General features: G+C 51.4%; 18 protein-coding genes. 6 read left to right on the top strand and 12 right to left on the bottom strand.

Going from position 1 to position 16,644, the window contains the following annotated elements:
* Genes citE through citC form a run of 3 tightly spaced genes read right to left on the bottom strand, consistent with a single transcriptional unit; the run spans nt 1 to nt 2,275 of the window.
* A complete protein-coding gene (gene citE / locus ACLJQD_RS17175) occupies nt 1-909 on the bottom strand; it encodes a citrate (pro-3S)-lyase subunit beta (RefSeq protein ID WP_000622342.1) in 909 nt (302 codons plus the stop codon).
* On the bottom strand, nt 906-1,202 hold the full coding sequence (citD, locus tag ACLJQD_RS17170) for a citrate lyase acyl carrier protein (RefSeq protein ID WP_000700679.1): 297 nt from the start codon (nt 1,200-1,202) through the stop codon (nt 906-908). Before citD ends, citE begins: the two co-directional genes overlap by 4 nt.
* Nucleotides 1,199-2,275 (bottom strand): [citrate (pro-3S)-lyase] ligase, encoded by a 1,077-nt coding sequence (gene citC, locus ACLJQD_RS17165; RefSeq protein WP_000467874.1) that lies wholly within the window; start codon nt 2,273-2,275, stop codon nt 1,199-1,201. Before citC ends, citD begins: the two co-directional genes overlap by 4 nt.
* 385 nt (nt 2,276-2,660) lie before the next feature.
* Between citC and dpiB the strand changes: the two genes are divergently transcribed.
* Nucleotides 2,661-4,322 (top strand): sensor histidine kinase DpiB, encoded by a 1,662-nt coding sequence (dpiB, locus tag ACLJQD_RS17160; protein WP_017441657.1) that lies wholly within the window; start codon nt 2,661-2,663, stop codon nt 4,320-4,322.
* A complete protein-coding gene (gene dpiA, locus ACLJQD_RS17155; protein WP_000138786.1) occupies nt 4,291-4,971 on the top strand; it encodes a two-component response regulator DpiA in 681 nt (226 codons plus the stop codon). Before dpiB ends, dpiA begins: the two co-directional genes overlap by 32 nt.
* Nucleotides 4,972-5,024: 53 nt before the next feature.
* Here the strand turns inward: dpiA and dcuC are convergent, their stop codons facing one another.
* Nucleotides 5,025-6,410: an anaerobic C4-dicarboxylate transporter DcuC gene (dcuC, locus tag ACLJQD_RS17150; protein ID WP_000958619.1), complete on the bottom strand. Its 1,386-nt coding sequence runs from the start codon at nt 6,408-6,410 to the stop codon at nt 5,025-5,027.
* Nucleotides 6,411-6,788: 378 nt separating this feature from the next.
* Between dcuC and pagP the strand changes: the two genes are divergently transcribed.
* Together pagP and cspE are read left to right on the top strand one after the other, a co-directional pair.
* Complete coding sequence (pagP, locus tag ACLJQD_RS17145; RefSeq protein ID WP_001623090.1) at nt 6,789-7,361, top strand: lipid IV(A) palmitoyltransferase PagP; 573 nt, start codon at nt 6,789-6,791, stop codon at nt 7,359-7,361.
* 187 nt (nt 7,362-7,548) lie between these two features.
* The gene (cspE, locus tag ACLJQD_RS17140; RefSeq protein WP_000034826.1) at nt 7,549-7,758 is read left to right on the top strand and encodes a transcription antiterminator/RNA stability regulator CspE; all 210 of its coding nucleotides are present in this window, start codon (nt 7,549-7,551) and stop codon (nt 7,756-7,758) included.
* A 57-nt stretch (nt 7,759-7,815) separates the two neighbouring features.
* On the opposite strand, the gene crcB is transcribed toward cspE, so the two are convergent.
* On the bottom strand, nt 7,816-8,199 hold the full coding sequence (gene crcB / locus ACLJQD_RS17135) for a fluoride efflux transporter CrcB (RefSeq protein WP_000939753.1): 384 nt from the start codon (nt 8,197-8,199) through the stop codon (nt 7,816-7,818).
* A 90-nt stretch (nt 8,200-8,289) separates the two neighbouring features.
* Between crcB and ACLJQD_RS17130 the strand changes: the two genes are divergently transcribed.
* Nucleotides 8,290-9,078 (top strand): deaminated glutathione amidase, encoded by a 789-nt coding sequence (locus ACLJQD_RS17130; protein WP_017441658.1) that lies wholly within the window; start codon nt 8,290-8,292, stop codon nt 9,076-9,078.
* A 128-nt stretch (nt 9,079-9,206) separates the two neighbouring features.
* Nucleotides 9,207-9,410 (top strand): twin-arginine translocase subunit TatE, encoded by a 204-nt coding sequence (tatE, locus tag ACLJQD_RS17125; protein ID WP_000503938.1) that lies wholly within the window; start codon nt 9,207-9,209, stop codon nt 9,408-9,410.
* An 85-nt stretch (nt 9,411-9,495) separates the two neighbouring features.
* Here the strand turns inward: tatE and lipA are convergent, their stop codons facing one another.
* The 7 genes from lipA to mrdB form a co-directional block, all read right to left on the bottom strand.
* Nucleotides 9,496-10,461: a lipoyl synthase gene (gene lipA / locus ACLJQD_RS17120; protein ID WP_000042640.1), complete on the bottom strand. Its 966-nt coding sequence runs from the start codon at nt 10,459-10,461 to the stop codon at nt 9,496-9,498.
* 205 nt (nt 10,462-10,666) lie between these two features.
* Nucleotides 10,667-11,620 carry a YbeF family transcriptional regulator gene (locus ACLJQD_RS17115; RefSeq protein ID WP_017441659.1) on the bottom strand — a complete coding sequence of 318 codons (954 nt, stop codon included), beginning with the start codon at nt 11,618-11,620 and terminating at the stop codon, nt 10,667-10,669.
* A gap of 301 nt (nt 11,621-11,921) precedes the next feature.
* Complete coding sequence (lipB, locus tag ACLJQD_RS17110; protein ID WP_000284009.1) at nt 11,922-12,563, bottom strand: lipoyl(octanoyl) transferase LipB; 642 nt, start codon at nt 12,561-12,563, stop codon at nt 11,922-11,924.
* A gap of 100 nt (nt 12,564-12,663) precedes the next feature.
* Complete coding sequence (ybeD, locus tag ACLJQD_RS17105) at nt 12,664-12,927, bottom strand: DUF493 family protein YbeD (RefSeq protein WP_000850547.1); 264 nt, start codon at nt 12,925-12,927, stop codon at nt 12,664-12,666.
* A gap of 107 nt (nt 12,928-13,034) precedes the next feature.
* On the bottom strand, nt 13,035-14,246 hold the full coding sequence (gene dacA, locus ACLJQD_RS17100) for a D-alanyl-D-alanine carboxypeptidase DacA (RefSeq protein ID WP_000858711.1): 1,212 nt from the start codon (nt 14,244-14,246) through the stop codon (nt 13,035-13,037).
* Nucleotides 14,247-14,385: 139 nt separating this feature from the next.
* Nucleotides 14,386-15,519: an endolytic peptidoglycan transglycosylase RlpA gene (gene rlpA / locus ACLJQD_RS17095; RefSeq protein WP_017441660.1), complete on the bottom strand. Its 1,134-nt coding sequence runs from the start codon at nt 15,517-15,519 to the stop codon at nt 14,386-14,388.
* Nucleotides 15,520-15,529: 10 nt separating this feature from the next.
* The gene (gene mrdB, locus ACLJQD_RS17090) at nt 15,530-16,642 is read right to left on the bottom strand and encodes a peptidoglycan glycosyltransferase MrdB (protein ID WP_000131713.1); all 1,113 of its coding nucleotides are present in this window, start codon (nt 16,640-16,642) and stop codon (nt 15,530-15,532) included.
* Between the last annotated feature and the right edge of the window lie 2 nt (nt 16,643-16,644).

Raw genomic sequence — 16,644 nt, 5'->3', positions numbered from 1 at the left:
TTATTCTTCGCGAATACCGGAAAGTTCTGCACGGGAGAGCACCAGACGGGCGCGTTCAATCACCGGGCTGTCGACCATCTTGCCGTTAAGGGAAACGACGCCGAGACCTTCACGGGCGGCGGCTTCTGCGGCTTCAACGACCAGACGTGCATGGGCGACCTCTTTACGCGTCGGCGCATAAAGGTTGTGCAGCAGTTCTATTTGGCGGGGGTTGATCAGTGACTTACCGTCAAAGCCCAACTGTTTAATGTGGGCGGCTTCTTGCAGGAAACCGGCTTCGTTGTTGGCGTCGGAATAGACGGTATCGAAGGCCTGAATGCCGGCGGAACGCGCGGCCTGCAAAATGGCGCAGCGGGCGAACAGCAGTTCGGTGCCTTCCGGAGAGCGTTCGGTGCGCAGGTTGCGAACATAGTCTTCCGCGCCCAGCGCAATCCCGATCAACCGTTCAGAGGCGTGGGCGATTTCTACCGCGCGGGTAATACCCAGCGGCGATTCCACGGCGGCTAACAGGCCGGTACTGCCCGGTTCGCGACCGCAGGCGTTTTCAATGCGCAGAATTTCGTTTTCGATATCAATGACGTCCTGCGCAGTGTCGGTTTTCGGTAAACGCACCACGTCCGCGCCGCCGCGCACGACCGCTTCCAGATCGTTGACGCCCCATTCGGAGTCCAGCGCATTCACGCGGACGATGGTTTCGACGTCACGGTAAAGCGGATGTTGCAGCGCGTGATATACCAGACGGCGCGCCGCGTCTTTTTCGCGTAATGCAACGGAGTCTTCCAGGTCGAACATCAGCGCGTCGGCCGGGTAGATAAACGAATTGCTCACCATCGCCGCGTTGGCGCCCGGTACGAATAACATACTACGGCGGGTGCGGGTTTTACGTTGTTGCAGAGAGGCGGAAATCATTGGCGGTCCTCCCAGGGCAGAGCGGCAATACCGCTGGCGCGCGCCAGTAGCGTTTCCAGTCGGGCGCGCAAAATGCAGTCCAGAGCGCCTTTATCATCGACGTTCAGTTGTACGCCGCGCACGTCGTAGCGAGAAAGCACCTCCAGGATGGTGGCGCGAATGGCCTCGCCAAACTGTTTTTCAACGCTACTGTTGATTTGCAGGTCAATATCCTGCGTATCGAGCGGCGCAATGCGTATCATCACATCGCCGGACTCAAGCGTGCCTGCGACGGCTAGCTGGTTTATTTTCATTTTTCACCTGTTGCTAAGACGGGGGACTTTTGACGGGCTGCCGCGCTGCCCGGATGGCGTTCGACCATGCCCTGCAAATAGCGCAGGGTGGCGTCGGGAACCAGCGGCGCGATAGCCGTGAGATCGTGTTTAACCAGCAGCTTGCGTACCCAGGAGGCGGATATCGGCGTCTCCTGGAAGCAAAGCCGCTCTATTTCCACCAGCGTAATGGGTGGGGCGGGAAGCGTTGGCGTCTCCAGCCAGAAACGCATATCAAGGTTGTACTGGGCGGTAACGGTGCAAAACGGCTCCGTACCGACAAAGCGGTGTGTGATGCCAAGCGCGGGCGCCAGATACTGGCGAAAAATCTTCAGGTCGATTTCGGTATAACAGTGATTAATAACGCTCTGCTCTTTAATGAAATAGCAGGGGAACGTCGCCCGAGAGATAATGTATTCGGAGCCGCGGTGAACGGTTAAGCGCGGGATATCGGTGGTCCCTTTAAGGACCAGATCGAGTCGGTCTTCATAGGGAAAGCGTGACGTATCTTCTTTGACCAGGAACAGATGCAGCCAGTCGCACTGTGCCGCCGCCTGTTGGATCAGATAGCGATGGCCGTTCGTGAAAGGATTGGCGTTCATCACAATACAGCCAATTTTCTTTCCCTCATGACGTAATGTCGCCAGCGATTCCGCATACCGTTTCAACCGGGTCGCGCTATTTTCCATTAAGACCATCACGCCAGGGACGCTGGCTATCGTCGAAAAGCTGCACTGTTTAAACAGCGCTTCGTATTCCGTTTTGGTATAAATAAAAAGATGGGTGCAGTGCCGTTCCCAGGCGAGATTAATCAATTCCGTCGCCAGCGTTAACGCTAAGCCTTCGCCGCGTACTGATTCGCTAATGGCCACGCATTTAATGATATTTCCGGCAATACCGCCGCAGGCAATAAGACGGTCATCACGGCTGACGGTAATAAACACTTCTACAGTGGTATCGACGCTTAAATCATTCTCTTTGAGAAAGTGAGCGATCTCCGCCATTTTTTTATTTTCAGAGCGTTTTACCCGAGTGAATACATTATTGCCAAACATAGTAAGAAATATCCTGGTGATATGCTTGTTGCCACTTTTCTGTATATGTTGCGCTGTGTTGCAACTTGATAACTTTTTCTTTTCAGTCAGAGTAGGAGTATTTTTATGACGAGTTATTTATTTTTTCTCACTGACGTATACATCGTAAGGAGTATTTTGGTGGTAAATTTTGATTTATTTCACAAAGCGTTATATGGTTTTTAAGTGTTTTATGGTTTTAAGTTTTTTAATTAATTTAATCGCCATTCCGGCGATGGGTTTTAGTTGTTTAATTGATTTAATGTGGGGAATCTGTAACGATTGGTTTTTATAGGCTTCAAGATGCTCAAAACATTTTTATTACATTTGCGATAAATCTGCAGAGAAATACCCATAAGGAACCTTAATGTTCTATCAGAAAAATAAAAAGCTGTTTCCTTTTTTTCAGCAACTCGCGTTTCCGTTACGTATTTTTCTGCTCATTCTGGTGGTTTCTGTTTTCATCGTGGCAGCGTTAGCACAATATTTGTCTGCCAGTTTCGAAGATTATCTGGCGTCCCATGTTCGTGATATGGCGATGAATCAGGCAAAAATTATTGCTTCTAACGACAGCATTATCGCCGCCGTAAAAAACCGGGACTATAAACGCCTGGCGATAATTGCGAATAAACTGCAGCGCGGGACGGATTTTGACTATGTGGTGATAGGCGATCGCCACTCGATCCGGCTTTACCATCCGAATCCGGAAAAAATCGGCTATCCCATGCAGTTTACGAAACCCGGCGCGTTGGAAAGAGGAGAAAGTTATTTCATTACCGGTAAGGGCTCAATAGGGATGGCGATGCGCGCCAAAACGCCTATCTTTGACAACGAAGGCAACGTGATCGGCGTTGTTTCAATTGGCTATCTGGTCAGTAAAATCGACTCCTGGCGGCTGGACTTCTTATTACCGATGGCGGGGGTTTTTGTCCTGTTGCTGTTGGTATTAATGCTGCTTTCCTGGTTTTTCGCCGCGCATATCCGCCGACAAATGCTGGGCATGGAGCCGAAACAGATTGCGCGCGTGGTACGCCAGCAGGAGGCGTTGTTTAGCTCGGTTTATGAAGGGCTGATCGCCGTTGATCCGGAGGGACATATCACCGCGATTAACCGCAATGCGAGAAAAATGTTGGGGCTGCCGTCGCCGGGGCGTCAGTGGCTGGGCAAGCTGATAGCGGAAGTCGTCAATCCGGCAGACTTTTTTACCTGCCAGATCGCAGAAAGACGCCAGGACGTGATGGCCAACTTCAATGGCCTGAGCGTCATCGCCAATCGTGAGGCTATCCGTTCCGGCGAGGAGCTGCTGGGCGCTATTATTAGTTTTCGCAGCAAAGATGAAATCGCGACGTTGAACGCGCAGCTAACCCAGATTAAACAGTATGTTGAGAGCCTGCGCACGCTACGCCATGAGCACCTGAACTGGATGTCGACTCTGAACGGCCTGCTGCAAATGAAAGAGTATGATCGGGTCAGAGAGATGGTGCAGGGTGAGTCGCAGGCGCAGCAGCAACTTATTGATAGTTTACGCGGCGCCTTCGCCGATCGTCAGGTGGCCGGTTTGCTGTTTGGCAAAGTTCAGCGCGCGCGTGAACTGGGGCTCAAGATGGTGATTGTTCCCGGCAGCCAGCTACATCAACTGCCGGAGGGGCTGGATAGCACGGAGTTCGCCGCCATCGTCGGGAATCTGCTGGATAACGCGTTTGAGGCGAGTTTACGTACACAGGAAGGCGACAATACCATCGAACTTTTCCTGAGCGACGAGGGCGACGAGGTGGTGATAGAGGTCGCCGACCAGGGCTGCGGCGTTCCTGAAGCGCTGCGGGAAAAAATTTTTGAGCAGGGCGTAAGTACCCGAACTGACGAACCCGGTGAGCATGGTATCGGGTTATATCTGATTGCAAGTTATGTGGGGCGCTGTGGCGGGGTCATTACGCTGGAAGACAATGATCCTTGTGGCACCTTATTTTCTTTATTCCTTCCGAAAGTGAAAAAAAACGATGACAGAACCATTAACCCTATTGATCGTTGAGGATGAAACGCTGCTGGCGGAGATGCACGCAGAATATATCCGCCATATTCCTGGCTTTAACCAGATATGGCTGGCGGGCAATCTGGCGCAGGCGAGAATGATGATTGACCGGTTCAAACCTGGATTAATTCTGTTAGATAATTATCTGCCGGATGGGAAGGGGATTACGCTGCTGCATGAATTAATGCAGTCGCGCTATCCCGGCGGCGTCGTGTTTACGACCGCCGCCAGTGACATGGAGACGGTAGCGGAAGCGGTACGTAGCGGTGCGTTTGATTATCTGGTCAAACCTATTGCTTATGAACGTTTGGGACAGACGCTGACCCGCTATCAACAGCGCAGACGTATGCTGGCGAGCGCGGATAGCGCAAGCCAGAAGCAGATAGATGAAATGTTCAACGCCTATGCGCGCGGCGAACCGAAAGGGGATTTGCCGACCGGTATTGATGCCTTAACCCTTAATGCGGTGATGAAGCTGTTTGCCGATCCAACTGTACGCCATACGGCTGAAACGGTCGCGCAGGCCTTAACGATAAGCCGCACCACATCCCGACGCTACCTGGAATATTGCGCGAGTCGGCACCTGATTGTCGCAGAGATTATTCATGGCAAAGTGGGCAGGCCGCAGCGTATTTACCACGGCGGCTAAGCCTGGTTTAAGATGCCGGGGCGATGTTTTCCCTCGCCCCGGCTTACCGGCTATCAGCCGCCAGTAACGGCGGAAGAGGCGCCTGGCACCATAATTTCCGTGGCGATAATGACGATCAACAGACCGACGATGACCGGAACGGACGTGCGTTTCACCACTTCAAACGGTGATATTTTAGCCATCCCGGCGACAGCGACCACGACGCCGGAGACTGGCGAAATCGTGCGCCCCAGGTTTGAGGCTTGCAGCATTGGGATAGATAAATAGGCTGGGTTGATGCCGGAGGAGTGCGCCAGTTTAGGGATCATCTCAACAAAGGCGTAAAAAGGCGCATTGCCTGAACCGGTGGTCATCGCGGCCAGCATGGTTAAAATCACTAAGACCAGCATCAGAATAATGCTGGCGGAGCCAAAAGAAGTGGCAATCGAGATCAGACTTTGGATAAAGCCAATGGTGCTCAGCCCCTGGGCGAAAACGCCCGCCGCGACCAACAGCATCACAACGCCGGCAAACGCATCCGCCATGCCGCGATAAGCCACTTCCAGGCCGGAAAACACATTTTGCGTGTTGAAACCGCGCACGAATTCCAGCACGGCGGCCAGCAGCATACAGATCACCAGAATGGTAATAATGTGCAACTGCGGCCCCCATTTACCGTCAAAAATCAGTACGCCGATAATGGGCGTGAACGGCAAAAGGGCATAAAACGCCGGGGCCGTGGTTGTAATCTCCGCCACGTCCAGCATCTCATGTGAAATGTTCTCTTTTTTATCCAGATAGCGTTGCCAGAAAAAATGCGCAATCGCCATACCGATAATGGCGGCGATGGAAATCGGCAACGTGGTTTTGAACGCGAAATCGATTAACGGCATCTCCGCCGCTTTTGCGGCTAAAACCACATCGCCAGACGTTGGCGAGAGGATAATAGCGGCTGGCGAGGCGCAAATAGCCGCCGCCGCGCCGCGGCTAATGCCGACGTTGACCATCACCGGGAAGAGAGTAGCCATGAGCAGTACGCCAAGCCCCGTCGCGGAAGAGACGGCCAGCGACATCAGGCAGGCGACAAAATAGGCGGCAATCATCAACAGGTAGGGCGAGTTTATGTACTGTAAAGGTTTCGACGCCAGCTTCACGACCATATCATTTGCGCCGATATGCGTCATATAGGCGGCAAAGCCGCACAGCATCATGATCATCATGCCAAGATCGCCGCCGCGACTCATAAGCAAAATTTTGATGTATTCAACAATATCTGTTGCGGTATAGCCGGTACTGGTTTCGCTGGCAGGTAATACCTTATGCCCCATCAGTGCGCTGATAATAAGCAGAACCAGACCGCCGACAAATAAAACGCCAGTGGCGGAATATCCCTTAATGATGTAGCGCGCTACACCCACAATAACGACGACTCCGATAAGGAGCTCTATAACTGTTAGCATTGTTTCCCCTGTCTTATCGACACCCAGAGTAAAAATAAGAGCCACAAAAGTGGTATAAAAATGTACCGAATAAAGGATGGCGCCTTACTGATTAAAATCACGGCGCGGTTATTTTTTCATGTCATCGCTAAAGATGAAATATGCTTATACGAATTTTCTGTAGCGCTATAAGTATTAATTTATTGTTATTTTATTGTTTTATTTGTTGTGCTTTGTTTTGTGTTTTTTGTGAAAGCTTATTAAGGAGCGCGCGACGGTTCTGAGTGCTAAATCAAACGCCGTTAACCCGATACTTTCTCAGATTATTCTCTGTTTATAGTTTGTTAAGATTTTATTCAGGTTAATGTTGTTATTATCACGGTCGAATTTTTGAACGGTATGGCTGTTGTGATGATTATCAGAAAGTATTTTCTTATTATTGCTCTCCTTGTTATGCCATGGCTGGCTATTCCTTCAGTCTCTGCGGCGGATAAAGGGTGGTTTAACACGTTTACCGATAACGTCGCAGAAACGTGGCGACAGCCTGAGCATTATGATTTGTATGTCCCCGCCATTACCTGGCATGCGCGCTTTGCCTACGATAAAGAGAAAACGGATCGCTATAACGAGCGGCCGTGGGGCGTTGGTTTTGGTCAGTCGCGCTGGGACGACAAAGGCAACTGGCATGGCCTCTATATGATGGCCTTTAAAGATTCATTTAACAAATGGGAACCCATAGGCGGTTATGGCTGGGAAAAAACCTGGCGACCGCTGGAAGACGATAATTTTCGTCTGGGACTGGGCTTTACCGCAGGCGTTACCGCGCGCGACAACTGGAATTATATTCCCATCCCTGTGCTGTTGCCTTTAGCGTCGATAGGTTATGGGCCCGCTACCTTTCAGATGACCTACATTCCGGGTTCGTATAACAACGGAAACGTCTATTTCGCCTGGATGCGTTTCCAGTTTTGACGGGGAAGGGCATGCTTCAGTTGTGAATTAAAAAGTCTTAAAAAACAATAAGTAGCTAGAGTTAGCTAAAAATTAACGCGATATTTATCACTTTTTCGCAAAGTTCGACTGGACAAAATGCATCACAATTGTTGTACTGGTATCCGACACAGCATTTGTGTCTATTTTTCATGTAAAGGTAATTTTGATGTCTAAGATTAAAGGTAACGTTAAGTGGTTTAATGAATCCAAAGGATTCGGTTTCATTACTCCGGAAGATGGCAGCAAAGACGTGTTCGTACACTTCTCTGCAATCCAGACCAATGGTTTTAAAACTCTGGCTGAAGGTCAGCGCGTAGAGTTCGAAATCACTAACGGTGCCAAAGGCCCTTCCGCTGCAAACGTAACTGCTCTGTAAGCATACGTCCGACAGCAAGATTTCAAAACCCGCCCTTTCGGCGGGTTTTTTTTGTGCTTAACGCGCCGCTGCGGCGGAAAATAGCCAGAATGCCAGCGCCGTCATGGCAAACGAACCCAACAGGTTAATCAGCACATTCAGCAGCGCCCAGCCAAAGCGCCCCTCTTGCAGCAAGAATACCACTTCAGCAGAAAAAGTAGAAAAGGTCGTCAGGCCGCCGCAAAAGCCGGTCGTAATGAGCACTTTCCACATCGGATCGATATGTGTCATGCGGTTAAACCAGGCGAACCCCATGCCGATAATAAACGCGCCAAGCAAATTTGCTGTTAGCGTACCGATGGGAATCGCCTGATGAAGCGGATTAAAACGCATACTTAGCATCCACCGGGCTACGCTCCCCGTTCCACCGCCGATAAAAACTGCTAAAAGAAGCTGTAACACTGCCGAATCCTTTATTTAATTGCTATACAAGAGGAGTGTAACGCCGAACACGCATAATTGGCGAGTCCTGACAGAGGTGTGGGAGGGGATATGTTCGTTGCAGCCGGGCAGTTTGTGGTGAGTTCTGTATGGGAAAAGAATGCGCAAGTTTGCGTTTCGTTAATGGCTCAGGCGGAGGACCGCGGCGTATCGCTTCTGGTGCTGCCTGAGGGGATATTAGCGCGAGATGACATCGACCTTGACCTGCCGATTCGCGCCGCGCAGCCGCTGGATGGCGCGTTTATGACGCGGCTTCAGGAAGAAAGCGCTGATAATAATATGACGACGATATTCACTATCCTTGTCCCGTCAACGCCTGGACGGGCGGTTAATATGCTGGTGGCGCTACGGGCGGGTCACATTGTCGCGCGTTACGCGAAGCTGCATCTCTATGATGCGTTTTCGATGCAAGAATCCCAAAGTATTGATGCCGGAACCGTTATCGCGCCTGTGCTGGACGTGGAGGGGGTTAAGGTGGGGCTTATGACCTGTTATGACCTGCGCTTTCCTGACATGGCGTTAGCGCTGGCTTTACAGGGGGCTGACGTATTGGCGCTGCCGACGGGCTGGGTTCGCGGCCCGTTGAAAGAGCAGCAGTGGTCGACGCTGCTGGCGGCGAGAGCGCTGGATACCACCTGCTATATGATTGCGGCCGGGGAGTGTGGTAATCGTAATATTGGTCAAAGTCGTATTATCGATCCGTTGGGGGTAACGATAGCCGCGGCAGCCGATCGTCCGGCGCTGATCGTCGCGGAAATATTCAGAGAACGAATAGACCAGGTGCGGGAGCAACTTCCTCTTTTGCAGCAACGACGATTTGCGCCACCGCAATTATTATGATGTTTTTTTACGCAAAGCTTGATTCACCTTGTTACAGATTGCTATTGTGTGCGCGCGTCGAAAGACCGTTAATATTCTCAGGTTAATCCGGCGCGTTACGCAGCCTGTTTTTAGTGAAGAAGGTATCTATGGGTGAGATTAGTATTACCAAACTGCTGGTGGTTGCCGCACTGGTTGTTCTGCTGTTTGGTACCAAGAAGTTACGTACGCTGGGCGGAGACCTGGGCACGGCGATTAAAGGATTCAAGAAAGCAATGAACGATGAAGACGCGGGCGTTAAGAAAGACGTCGACGGTAGCGTTCAGGCTGAAAAACTCTCGCATAAAGAGTAATAGCGCAATGCGCTTGCTCCGCAGAGTAAAAAAACCGGCGAGTTGCCGGTTTTTTTTGCCTGAAATGTAAGCGTCTATTACACGATCATTTCACTTCCATGCCTTTGGCCTGGAGATCAGCATGGTACGAAGAACGTACAAAGGGGCCACAGGCGGCATGGGTAAAGCCCATCGCCAGGGCTTCCGCTTTCATCTCGTCAAACTCTTCCGGGCTGACATAACGCTGTACCGGCAGGTGATGGCGGCTTGGCTGTAGATACTGACCAAGCGTCAGCATGGTAACGCCATGACGGCGTAAGTCGCGCATAACCTCAATGATTTCCGCATTGGTTTCGCCTAAGCCCACCATCAGACCCGATTTTGTCGGAATTTCCGGGTGCGCTTCTTTGAAGCGTTCCAGTAATTTCAGCGACCAGTTGTAATCGGCGCCCGGACGAACCTGGCGGTAAATACGCGGCACGTTTTCCAGGTTGTGGTTAAACACATCCGGCGGCGTCGCGTTAAGGATATCCAGCGCGCGATCCATACGTCCACGGAAGTCTGGCACCAGCGTCTCTATTTTTATCTCCGGGCTTTTGGCACGGATGGCAGTGATGCAGTCAGCAAAATGCTGGGCGCCGCCGTCACGCAGATCGTCACGGTCGACAGAGGTGATGACCACATAGCGTAGCGCCATGTCGGCGATCGTTTGCGCCAGTTTCTGCGGCTCTTCCGCATCCGGCGCAACGGGGCGGCCATGGGCGACATCACAGAACGGACAGCGGCGAGTGCAAATGGCGCCAAGGATCATAAACGTAGCGGTACCGTGGTTGAAACATTCAGCCAGGTTTGGGCAAGACGCTTCCTCGCAGACAGAATGCAGGCCATTTTTGCGCATTGCGGCTTTGATGCCCTGGATACGGGTAGAATCCGCCGGAAGTTTTATTTTCATCCATTCCGGTTTACGTAGTAGAGCGTCGCGCTCTGTGACCACATTTTTAACCGGGATAAGAGCCATCTTATCGGCATCGCGGTATTTTACACCGCGTTCCATCACAATGGGTTTACTCATAGCGTGCGTGTTCCAGTTGCGAATAACGAAGGAAAGCGTTTCAATTCAAGGGAAAGTTGTATTTATCAACTATTTTTGAATTTGTGACACGCAGTATATCATTGATAAGGGCCATAAAGCAGCCTGACAGCCCGGCAAAATGTAAAATAGTTGTTGTTTTGTGCTGTTTGCCCATATCTTCCGTGACCTGAATGCAACATTTTTGTCAGAACGCCTCACGAATGATATCAATGACGTTCTCCAGCACCGGATCGCGCAGACTCAGTTTATTGTAATGCAGCGAGAACTCGACCTGTTCACTATTCACCGGCGCGTAGGGAAGGCGCTCAAGCGGCCAGCAGCGGCTAAATAAGTCGTAGAAGCGGGTGGGCATCAGTCCCAGCAGATCGCTGCTGGCGATCAGCGAGGCAATGGTAAAAATATTGTAGCTGCTAAAACTGATTTGCTGATCGGGAAATGTCTCCTGCAGTCGCTGGCGCAGCAGGGAAAGATGTTGTCCCTCCAGCATCAGAAAGGTGTGATCCGCGCTGTTCAGTCTCTCTTCAGTAATGGCGTTCGCCAGACACGGGTGATGCTGGCGGCAGACAATCTCAAGCGTATCGCTAAACAGGACGTGATGCTGGATGCTCCGGTTGTTATAGCTATGGGTATTGATAATGAGATCGGTCTGAAACTGACTAAGCTGGCTTTCGGCATCGTCTATCGGAATGTTGCGCAGCAAAAGCTGAGGATAACGCGGCCTGATGGCCTGGTAAATAATCGGCATCACTAGCGCGCCGACCGAAGGCGTCGTGCCAATTGTAATGGTGCGTTGCTTATCATAGCTGCCCGTAAGATCCAGGGCGCCAAGAATAGATTCCAGCCCCTGGCTGATGTATTCGTGCAGATGCGTAGCATACGTCGTGGGCGTTACGCCCTGGCCTTTGCGAATAAACAGCGGATCGGGAAATATAGTCCTTAATTTTTGAATGGACTGGCTAATGGCTGACGGCGTCAGGTTAAGAATTTTCGCTGCATTGACGATCCCTTTATGGACATATACGGCCTCGAAAATCGTCAACAGATTGAGGTCAATATTTCTCAGTGTTCTGAAAATTTGCGGTTTGTCCTGTAGGTGTTGATCGGCCGGTTGTCTTTCTGCCTGATTATTATCACTCACGCTCTGGCTCCGAATTCATTCGTATTATGAATAATAGATGAAATAGTATATTTTGCATTTATGGGTTGGTTTTAAAATTACTCTTATGAATGTATTTTTAGTCATTTCAATAAGATAAGTAACAGCAAGGCCGGGATTTTGTTCACGGAAAATTCCTCATCATGAGGACTGAAGAGGCCATGCCGCCTGGCGGCTACAGCAGGGATATAACGAAAATATAGAAAGCGGGGGGAGAAGTAAAGCATTCAAATCATATATGATTAATGACCCATAAATTTCTTGGGCCATTATATTTTACGCATTAAGCAGCAATATATTCATACGGTGGATTATTTAGCAGAGCTAAAATATTCGCCAGCAAGCGGGGCGCAATATTATCCGTGGTAGCGTCTTCCTTCCACTGCGTTATTTTAGCCATTTCCATGCCGGCATAACCACACGGGTTGATGCGTAGGAAAGGAGAAAGATCCATGTTAACGTTTAGCGCTAAACCGTGGAATGAGCAGCCGCGACGGATACGTAAACCCAGCGAGCAGATTTTCTTTTCACCCACATAGACGCCCGGCGCATCGGCGCGCGGATGCGCCTCAATACCAATTTCAGCCAGCGTATTCACCACGGTCTGTTCAAGTAGGGTGACTAAATCACGCACGCCCAGTTTACGTCGTTTCAGGTTAAGTAAAACGTACATTACCTGTTGGCCCGGACCATGATAGGTCACCTGTCCTCCACGATCGCTCTGCACAACGGGAATATCGCCAGGCATCAATATATGTTCCGCTTTACCGGCCTGGCCCTGGGTAAACACCGGGTAATGCTCAACCAACCAGATTTCATCATGGCTGTTTTCATCGCGCATATCGGTAAAGTTATGCATGGCCTGAGAGATAGCTTCATAGGGCTGAAGGCCGAGCTGGCGGACAAGGATTTTATCCTGATACAAAACGGCATCTCCGTAGAGAATGAAAAAAAGAGAGGAAAGTATATCACAGCGGGGGAGGCGGGGAGTTACCCGGATAAGACCGGGTAACCGTCAGGATGTATTACAATACCATTCGCACGATATCAATATTGCCCAGTTCTTCGTACAGCGTTTCAACCTGTTCAATATGGGTGGCATTAATGGTGATAGAGACCGAGTGGTAGTTGCCTTTGCTGCTCGGTTTTACCGTCGGAGAGTAATCACCAGGCGCATGGCGCTGTACCACTTCAACCACCTGATCAACCAGCTCAGGTAACGCCTGCCCCATTACTTTGTAAGTAAATGGCGTAGGGAATTCAAGCAGTTCGTTAAGTTTGGTTTTCATGTCAGCTCCGGCATTACGTAAAAAAATAACAACTCCCGCCACAGGGCGGGAGTTTTACTGATGCATAGTATATGGGGACGAAAATTACACTTTCAAGCGTTCAATTTTTATCCAAACCAGTGATGGAACATTAATTTAATGTAATCAATGATTTTACCGAAGAAGTTCCCTTCCGGGATCTCTTGCAGTACGACCAGCGGACGCTGCTCGATGGTTTTACCGTCCAGCTGGAAGTTGATGGTGCCGACCACCTGGTTTTTCTGCAGCGGCGCGTGCAGTTCTGCGGTATTCAGTACATAGCTCGCTTTCAAATCTTTCATGCGACCGCGAGGGATCGTCAGGTAAACGTCTTTATCGACGCCCAGCGAGGCGCGATCGGTATTACCAAACCAGGCGGGTTCAGAAGCGAACTCTTTACCAGCCTTCAGCGGATTAACGGTTTCAAAGAAACGGAAGCCCCACGTCAGCAGTTTTTTGCTTTCTGTTTCACGGCCTTTATAGGTCCGTCCGCCCATCACGGCGGAAATCAATCGCATCTGGCCTTCGGTTGCGGAAGCGACCAGATTATAGCCCGCTTTGCTGGTATGGCCGGTTTTGATGCCGTCCACATTCAGGCTGTTATCCCACAGCAGACCGTTACGGTTTAACTGGCGAATGCCGTTAAAGGTGAACTCTTTTTCTTTATAAACGGCATATTCGTTAGGCACATCGCGAATTAACGCCTGACCAATCAGCGCCATATCGCGAGCTGAACTGTATTGTCCGTCGGCGTCCAGGCCGTGTACGGTCTGGAAGTGGGTATTTTTCAGCCCCAACGCGTTCACATAGCTGTTCATCAGCCCGACGAAAGCATCCTGGCTACCGGCGGCGAAATCAGCCATCGCCACACAGGCGTCATTGCCGGATTGCAGATTGATGCCGCGTATCAACTGAGAGACCGGTACCTGCATTCCCGGCTTGAGGAACATCAGCGAGGAGCCTTTAAATACCGGATTGCCGGTGGCCCAGGCATCATTACCGACGGTAACCAGGTCGGTTTCTTTAAATTTACCCGCTTTCATTGCCTGTCCGATGACGTAACTGGTCATCATCTTCGTCAGACTCGCCGGGTCGCGACGTTCGTCGGCGTTTTGTTCCGCCAGAACTTTACCGGAGTTGTAGTCGATCAGGATGTAGGATTCCGCATCGATCTGCGGAACGCCCGGGATCATAGTTTTGATATTCAGGTCATCGGCATGTGCGGTTGAGATAAACGCGGCACAAAGCGCCGTGGTGAGCGCCATGCGCTGCATAAAACGAGCGGAAAAAGTGGTCTTCATGGTCTGAACTACGACGTCCGTGATGAAATTAAAAAAAGAGCCCTACTATAGCAAAAGCATAACTGGCAGGCATCTGACTTTCCGCGTGACTTTGTTAATGTCATTTACAGAAATTGACAGTACAGATACCTGCGATCGGTTACTGCGCGCTGGCGATAAAGGACTGTAATTGTGCTTCTGTTTGCAAACGTTGCTGTAACGCGCTGGCTTCGGCTTTACTGGCAAAAGGCCCCAGTTGAATACGCCAGACCGCGCCGTTTTGTATTACGCGTCCTGGTACGCTGAACTGCTGGCTTAAACGCTGTTGGTACTGCTGCGCGCGCGTTTGATCGCTGACGGCGCCGACCTGGACGACGAAACGACCGCTCGCCGCGGCGGCAGGCGCGCTCACCGGGGTAGATACCGGGGCTGCGGCGGCAGGCGCGCTTACCGGCGTCGCAGTCGCTGGAGCCGTCACCGGCGCGGAAACCGGCGCTGTCTGTGGTGTCGGCGTCGGTTCATTACTCTCCAGCACGCCAGGCGCCAGCGTAGTCGGCGCGCCGAGGAAGCCGCTACTGCTCACCGGCGCACCGGTGGTATCGTCACTTTTCAACGTGGAATTACTGACCGGAAGAACGTCGCCTTGCGGTTGCGCAGGCGCTGAAGAGGCGCTTCCCATTCCGCCGCTTAAATCAGGGCGCGGGGGCAGAGCGTAGGTCTGTTTCGCCACCGTCGTACAGGCCATCCCCGGGCCGGAGAGCGAACCATCCGGCGCCACGATAATGGGGTCAATCCGTACTTTAGTATTATTCGAGGTATTCAGACGATCCGCCGCCGCGCGGGACAGGGAGATGACCCGATCGGTGCCATAGGGGCCGCGATCGTTAATACGCACGACGATCATGCGACCGTTGGCCAGGTTGGTGATTCGCGCATAGCTGGGGATAGGCAGTGTCGGATGGGCGGCGGTAAGCTGCATCGGATCGAACATCTCCCCGGAGGCGGTTAAATTACTGCCGGGTTCCGCATCATAAATAGCGGCCAGGCCAGCCTGGCTAAAGCGGGACGGGTCCTGAACGATTTTATAACTTTTACCGTCACGCTGATAATCCTGGTTTGCGGTCGGATTCAGAGGTTCATAACGCGGTTCCGCTCCGCTGATTTCCACAGTCGGACCATTACATACCGCAGGTTGCGGCGCGACGGTGGTTTGCTGCTGACCGCCGTCATTAGTACATGCCGCGAGTAGTACTATCCCTGCCGCGACGCAGATTACAGGCAACTGCTTACGCATTGCGCACCCCTTATACGCTTTTCGACAACATTTTTCTGTGGGTGTGGATCGACATCACAATCCCGAACCCGGCCATCAGCACAATCAGTGCGGAGCCCCCGTAGCTGACCAGGGGTAAAGGTACTCCAACCACAGGCAGAATACCGCTCACCATACCAATATTTACGAAGACATAAACGAATAATATTAACATTAATCCGCCAGCCATCACGCGACCAAATGTAGTTTGCGCTCTGGCGGCAATCCACAAGCCGCGCATTATTAGCAAAATATAGAGCGCGAGCAGAATCAGGATGCCCACCAGACCGAGCTCTTCCGCCAGTACCGCGAAGATAAAGTCGGTATGGCGTTCGGGTAAAAACTCCAGCTGCGACTGGGTGCCGTGGAGCCAGCCTTTACCGCGCAGGCCGCCTGAGCCAATGGCGATTTTAGACTGAATAATATGATAGCCCGCGCCCAGCGGATCGGTCTCCGGATCAAGGAGCATCATGACGCGCTGGCGTTGGTAATCGTGCATCAGGAAAAACCACAAAATAGGAATAAATGCAGCGATCAATACAATGGCGACCCCAATTAAGCGCCAGCTCAGACCAGACAAAAATAGGACAAAGAGACCGGAAAGGGCGACCAGAATAGACGTCCCCAGGTCCGGCTGGGCGGCGACCAGCAGGGTAGGCATAAAGATTAATACCAGGGCGATGGCGGTATTTTTCAGCGAGGGCGGGCAGACGTCGCGGTTAATAAAGCGGGCGACCATCAGCGGCACGGCGATTTTGGCTATTTCCGAAGGCTGAAAGCGAACGATTCCCAGATCGAGCCAGCGCTGCGCGCCTTTGGATATTGCGCCGAAGGCATCAACGGCGACCAGCAAAATGATACAAATGATATAGAGATAGGGCGCCCAGCCTTCATACACGCGCGGCGGGATCTGCGCCATCACCACCATGACCACCAGCCCCATCGCAATCTGACCGATTTTACGCTCCATCATGCCGATGTCCTGGCCGCTGGCGCTCCAGATGACCAACGCGCTGTAAACCAGTAACGCCAGCAGAATAAGTAACATCGTGGGATCGATATGAATTTTATCCCAGAAGGTTTTTTTGTTCGGATTATCCGTCATGA

Source organism: Salmonella sp. SAL04214 (assembly GCF_046550615.1).
Taxonomy (GTDB): Bacteria; Pseudomonadota; Gammaproteobacteria; order Enterobacterales; family Enterobacteriaceae; genus Salmonella; species Salmonella enterica.
The sequence above is the reverse complement of the archived record's forward strand: the minus strand, read 5'-3'. Positions and strand labels throughout refer to the sequence as shown.